This is a genomic window from Thermodesulfobacteriota bacterium (assembly GCA_040758155.1).
Classification (GTDB): Bacteria; Desulfobacterota; Deferrimicrobia; order Deferrimicrobiales; family Deferrimicrobiaceae; genus UBA2219.
In genome coordinates this window covers 1-5997 of record JBFLWB010000033.1, presented here as the reverse complement: position 1 = coordinate 5997, position 5997 = coordinate 1, and the positions used below count along the sequence as shown (strand labels likewise).

The following is a 5997-nucleotide window of genomic DNA, read 5'->3' as shown; positions in this document are numbered from 1 at the left end:
TCCCGTCGGCGCGCTGCAGGACCGCCTTGCGGGTCTGGTCGTGCTGGACCTGCCCGGGGACCGTGAAGACCTTGAGCTTGATCCTGAGCCCGCTCGGCGCCACGAGGTGGAAGGGGAGCAGGTCGAAGAAGATCGTCCGGTCGTTCTTCGTGTCGAGGACCATGAGGTTCCCCCTGCCGTCCTTCGGCAGCAGGTCGTGGAGGCGCATCAGGTTCGTCGTCTTCCCCGAGAGGGCGGGGCCGTAGTATACGACCTTCAGGACGAGCCGCCGATCGGTTTCGTCGTACTCGATCATCTGGCTCCCTTCTTCCTGAAGACGAAGACCCCCGTGCCCGTCGGATCGAGCTCCAGGTGGCGGGTCAGCGCGGACAGCGCCGCGCCTTCCAGGACGGTTCCCGCGCGCAGCAGCAGGACGCCCGTCCCGCTCAGGGCGTCCCGGGACAGGACCATCCCCGCCCGGAGCGCCGGGACGCCGACCGCCACCTCGTAAGCGTCCGTTTCCACCCGCGCGCGGGAGAGGATTTCGGGGACGACCTTCTCCGAATGGGGGACCAGGCCCGGGTCGATCCGCCCGGCGTCCGTTTCCCCGCGCACCGCCTTGAGGACGAGCTCCGGCGCGTTGGCTCCCCGGCACTTCGACATCTCCCGGTCCGCGAAGTCGGCCAGCGCAAGGATCCGCGCGCCGAGGGGAATCGCCTGGCCCCGGAGGCCGTCGGGGAAACCGGCGCCGTCCCACCGTTCGTGGTGGTGCCTGATCAGCACCCCCGCCGACCGCAGCGCCTCGATGCTGTCCACGACCGTCTGCCCGCGGACGGGGTGTTCCTTGTACGCGCTCCGCTGCGCGGGCGTCATGGCCGCTACCCCGCCGGGCGGAATGGCTTCTGCCCCGACGACCTTGCCGATGTCGTGGATGAGCGCCGCGACCCGGACCGTCTCGATTTCCTCGGCGGGAAGGCCGGCCGCGGCCGCCAACGCCTCCGCCAGCGCGGACACGTTGCGGGAATGGTGCCTCTCCGACGGGTCCCGGAGCTCGATCAGCCCCGCGAAGGAAGCCAGGGTGTCGTCGAACGACTTCTTCAGCCGGCCGTTCATCTCCTCGAGCGCCTTGTTCCGGTTGGCGATCTCGATGGTCTGCTCCTGGACCCGCCACTCCAGTTCGGCGTTCCACTCCTTCAGCTCTTCGTTCTGGCGCCGGACGACCCGTTCGAGCCGACGGTTCTCCTGGATCAGCTTGAACTGCCGCGCGGCGTCCCGGACGATCTGGATGAGCTCGTCATCCTGCCACGGCTTGGCGACATACCGGTATGCCCCGCCCATGTTGATTGCGTCGACGACGGCATTGAGGTCCGCGTATCCCGTGAGCAGGATCCGAAGCGTATCCGGGGACATCCGCATGGCCTGCGCCAGGAACTCGGTGCCCTGCATCGAGGGCATCCTCTGGTCCGACACGATGACGCCGACGTCCGCGGCGGTGCGCAGTACCTCCAGCCCCTCCTCCCCCGAGCCCGCCGTCAGGACCTCGTACGGCTCGTCCATGAAAAGCCGGTCCAGCGCCTTGAGAATGTTCTTCTCGTCGTCGACGAAAAGCACTTTGACGGGCGCCGCGAATCCGCTGTCAGACATCCGCCGCCTCCCGGCCGAGGAACAGGGCGACCAGGCGCGGATCGAGCTGCGCGCCGGCGACCTCTTCGAGGATCTTCCGGGCCGTGTCGGCCGGGACTCCCTTCCGGTACGGACGATCGGAGATCAGGGCGTCGTAGGTGTCCGCGACGGCGACGATCCGCGCCTCGAGCGGGATCCGCTCCCCGGCGAGCCCCATCGGGTATCCCTTTCCGTCCCAACGCTCGTGGTGGTGCAGCACGATGTCCGTGACGGCGCGCGGGAGGCCCGCCTGGCGGGCCACCTCGGCCCCCCAGAACGGGTGCTGGCGGACGACGGCCTTCTCCTCCCCGCCGAGAGGCCCCTCGAAATTGAGGATCGCCTCCGGGACGCCGATCTTCCCGCAATCGTGGAGCCAGCTCCCCTGCTCGATCTCCTTCAGGACCGCCTCCCCCAGCCCGAGCGCCTTTCCGATCGACTGCGCGAAGAACGCCACCCGGTCGCAATGCCCGCGGGTGTAATGGTCCTTGAGCTCGATCATCTGGGCGATGGTGCGAAGCGTCGCCGCGTCGCCCGCCTGTAGCGAGCGCACCGTACGGAAGCGCAGCAGGCCGGCGTCCATGGCCTGGAGGAACTCCTCGTTGCTCCACGGCTTGACCAGGAACCGGAAGACCTCCCCCCGGTTGATCGCCTCGACGGCGGTGCGCAGGTCCGCATACCCCGTCATGAGGATCCGAGCGGCGTCGGGACGGAGCTCCTTCGCGCGGGAGAGGAGCTCGATGCCCCGCATACCGGGCATCATGTTGTCCGAGACGATCACCGCGACGTCGTGCTCCTCCAGCAGCCGGAGGGCATCCTCCCCGCGCTCCGCTTCGAGGACTTCCAGGTCCATTTCGGTCAGCACGCGCCGCAGCGCCTTCAGGATGTTGGCCTCGTCGTCCACGAGCAGGACCGGTTCACCCACGCGCCGTTCCCTCCTTGAGGACAACGGCGATCCTCCGGGCGGATCCCCCCGCGGGAAGCCGGTACGCCCAGGCCTCCCCCGCTTCCCAGGCGCGATGGAGAGGGCCTTCCTCCCCGGCCTTCAGCCGAAGGACGAGGCTGGCCGCCTCTTCCGGAAGGAAGGTCGCCGGTTCGTACCTGTCCCCGTCCCGGCCGCAGCGCTTCGCCCGGTCCTTCGCCTCCCGGTTGCTGAGGAAGACCTTCCCCGCCTCGTCCATGGCCACGACGGGGAAGGGGAGGTGATCGACGAGGGTGTCCACGCAGGGCTGCGCGGCGCCCTCCTCGAAGTTCCGCGCCACCTCCCTCAATCTCGCGTTCTCGCGGTGCAGGTCGTACCGCTCGAGCGCGTTGGCGATCGTCATGCGAAGCTCTTCGTCGGACCACGGTTTCGGTATGAACTTGTAGATCTGCCCCTCGTTGATCGCGTCCACGACGGAGCACGTGTCCGCGTACCCGGACATGACCATGCGGACCGCATCCGGCCAGCGCTCCCGGACCTGCTTCAGAAACTCCACGCCGTTCATCCCGGGCATCCGGTAGTCCGAGATGACGACCTGGACCGGCGACATCTCCTCGAGGACCGCGATCCCTTCCGCTCCCGACGGGGCGGTGAGAATCTCGTATTCCTCGTCCATGAAGGCGCGCGACAGCGCCCGGAGGGTGTTCCTTTCGTCGTCCACGCACAGGATGCGGCGCTGTCTCAACGGATCACCTCGGTTCCACGAGCGGAATGCGCACCGTGAAGATCGATCCCTTCCCCAATTCGCTCTCCACGAGGATCTTCCCGCCGTGCTTTTCTACAATGTCGTACGCGATGGAAAGGCCCAGGCCGGTCCCTTTGCCGACCTCCTTCGTCGTGTAGAACGGCTCGAAGATCCGGTCCAGGACGTCGCGCGGGATCCCGCATCCCGTATCCGAGACGGAAACGCAGGCGAAGCCGTCTTCCGCCCAGCTCCGGACCCGGATCTCTCCCTGCTTTTCGATCGCCTGGGCGGCGTTCACGAGAAGGTTCATCAGGACCTGGTTGATCTGCTGCGGGTAGCAGCGGGTCAGCGGGATCTCCCCCAGCTCCTTGACGAGGTTCGCCTTGTACTTGATCTCGTTCCACACTATGCGGATCGTGCTCTCAAGGCACTCGTTGATGTCGGCATGCTTGGACTCGGCCTGGTCCACCCGGGAGAAGCTCTTCAGGTTCAGGACGATCCCACGGACCCGCTCCGCGCCTTCCAGCGATTCCTCGATCAGGGACCGGATGTCCCCCTGGATGTCGGCGATCCGGTTCTCGGCCCGCGCCTTCCGCACCTCCTCGACCTCCCCGACCGAATTCCGGAGGGCGTTGTCCTGCGCCTCGATGAAACGCGACAGCCGGTCGGCGTATTTCTGCAGCGTCCTCAGGTTGCTCGCGATGAATCCCATCGGATTGTTGATCTCGTGCGCCACGCCCGCCGCAAGCTGCCCGATCGAAGCCATCTTCTCCTGCTGAAGGATGTGCATCTTGGACTTCTTGAGCGCGTTGTACGCCTCGGTGAGCTTCGCGTTGTTCGCCTCGATCTCGTCCAGGATCCGCTTTCTTTCGGTAACGTCCTGGAGGATGACGACGTTGCCGTTGGACTTCTCGTTTTCGGCCGGGACGACCCCGTCGGCCCTCCAGGTGAAGGGATTGCACCGGATGTGGTACCAGCATCCGGTGTCCTCCCGGAAGACCTCGGCTTCCTGCGTCTCCGCGAGGGCGACGGAAACGTTCCTCTCGCGGAGAAAATCCTCGACCTTCCCGCCGATGACCTCGAGGAAACCCCGGCCGACGAACTTCTGGAACGAGCGGTTGCACCTCCGGACCCGGAAATCCTCGTCGGTGAAGACGATCATGTCCCGGACGCAGTCGATCGCCCCTTCCAGCTCGCGCTTCGCGAAGCTGATCTGATCGACGAGCCGGGTGAGCTCCCGATGCTTTTCCGCAAGCTCCCGCTGCACTCCGACCCGGGGAGTGATGTCGGTCAGGACGAGCAGGATCCCCGGGAACTTTCCGTCCGCGCCGGGCGCCCGCCGCAGATGCACCTGGAACTGGCGCGCCCCGTCCCCGAGCGACAGCTCCGCGTCGAAGGATCTGCCGCCTGCATCGGAAACCGCGAAGCTCCCGACTTCGTAAGGGAACAACGGGAACGGCTCTCCGGGAGACGCTTCCCCGCACCGGGACGCTCCGCGCGCGGCCGCCGGGCCGAGGAGCTCCCGCCCCGCGAGGTTCGCCTCGCGGGTCACCCCGCGGGAATCGAGCAGGTACGCCGGGTGGGGATAGCACTCCAGGATCATGCGGTACGGGTCGTTTCCAGGGCCGGAAGCCGAACAAATCTCCCCTGTTGGCGTCATAGATCCCCCCTCAGATATCGCAATCATTATCGGAAAATCGTCCCGTTTTCTTTACCCCCAAGGAGCGAAAAAACGGGAGAAATGCGTGAAAAACCGAAACGCTTGCGGTGTATGATGCGGTCATGAAGATCGCGCTCCTCGGCGCCGCCGGTTTCGTCGGGCGCGCCGCCGCCCTCGAACTGTCCCGCCGCCCCGAAGTCGGGGAGCTCCTCCTCGTGGATTACGTCATCAAGGACGCGAAGAAGATGGCCAAGGCGCTGTCCCCGAAGTGCCGGTACGCCATGGCGGATGTCGGAAAGGCGCCGGAGCTGGCGCGCCTGCTCGAGGGGATCGACGCCGTCGCGAGCGCGGTGGGACCGTGCGCGGAATACGAAAAGACGATCCTCCTGACGTGCGCGGCGGCGAGGGTCCCCGCCGCGTCGGTCGGCGACCTCCCGCTCCCGCCGGGCGACCGGGACGAGATCCACGCCGCCTTCCGGTCGGCGGGGCTCGCCGCCGTCTCGGGGTGCGGGATGATGCCCGGCTGGACCGACCTGCTCGCCGCGCACTACCTGGAGGGGGCCGCCGCTACCGCCCCTTCACGGTTCCTGTTCTTCTCCCCCGACCGCTTCGGCGGCTACGCGTTCCTGCGCGATTGCGCGAAGCGGATCGGCGCCGGCGCGGACGCCCCGCGGGGAGCGCCGCCCGGGCGGTATTTCTCGACCCCGGACGGCTCGGTCCTCGGAGTCCCCGGGAACAAGGCGGGAGCGCGGGTGGCGCGGATCACGGGCTCGCTCGGAAAGCTGGGGACCGTGGGGAAGGAGTTCGCGGGCGCGTCGTTGCTGTGGCTGCGCGGGTCGATGACGGCGCCTCCGGGAACGCCCGCCGCGGTCTGCGGCGTCGCTGCCGGGAAGCGGACCGCACGGCTCGAGGACCCCGCGGGGACCCTCGGCAGCATCCTCCTCGCGGAGGCGGCCGTGCGCCTCGCCACCCGCGCGCAGGGGGCGGCGGGGCTGTTGCCCATCGGCGATCTGGTCGGGAAGGAGGCGGCGC

General features: G+C 67.7%; 6 protein-coding genes. 1 reads left to right on the top strand and 5 read right to left on the bottom strand.

The features are described from left to right. From AB1346_02080 to AB1346_02060, 5 genes are all read right to left on the bottom strand, one after another. Positions 1-295: GTPase (locus AB1346_02080; GenBank protein MEW6719218.1), on the bottom strand; the 295-nt coding region annotated here is incomplete at its 3' end. Then, positions 292-1623, bottom strand: a complete 1332-nt coding sequence (locus AB1346_02075) for an HD domain-containing phosphohydrolase (GenBank protein MEW6719217.1) — start codon at positions 1621-1623, stop codon at positions 292-294. The genes AB1346_02075 and AB1346_02080, both read right to left, overlap by 4 nt. After that, positions 1616-2563, bottom strand: coding sequence for an HD domain-containing phosphohydrolase (locus AB1346_02070; GenBank protein MEW6719216.1), 948 nt, complete (start codon positions 2561-2563; stop codon positions 1616-1618). The genes AB1346_02075 and AB1346_02070 overlap by 8 nt, the downstream gene beginning before the upstream one ends. Beyond that, entirely contained in the window at positions 2556-3305 is a 750-nt protein-coding gene (locus AB1346_02065; GenBank protein ID MEW6719215.1) for a response regulator, read from the bottom strand. The genes AB1346_02070 and AB1346_02065 overlap by 8 nt, the downstream gene beginning before the upstream one ends. A gap of 4 nt (positions 3306-3309) precedes the next feature. Then, on the bottom strand, positions 3310-4965 hold the full coding sequence (locus tag AB1346_02060) for an ATP-binding protein (GenBank protein MEW6719214.1): 1656 nt from the start codon (positions 4963-4965) through the stop codon (positions 3310-3312). A gap of 122 nt (positions 4966-5087) precedes the next feature. On the opposite strand from AB1346_02060, the gene AB1346_02055 reads away from it, so the two are divergent. Further along, positions 5088-5997, top strand: a 910-nt coding sequence (locus tag AB1346_02055) for a saccharopine dehydrogenase NADP-binding domain-containing protein (protein ID MEW6719213.1), incomplete at its 3' end; no start/stop codon positions are given.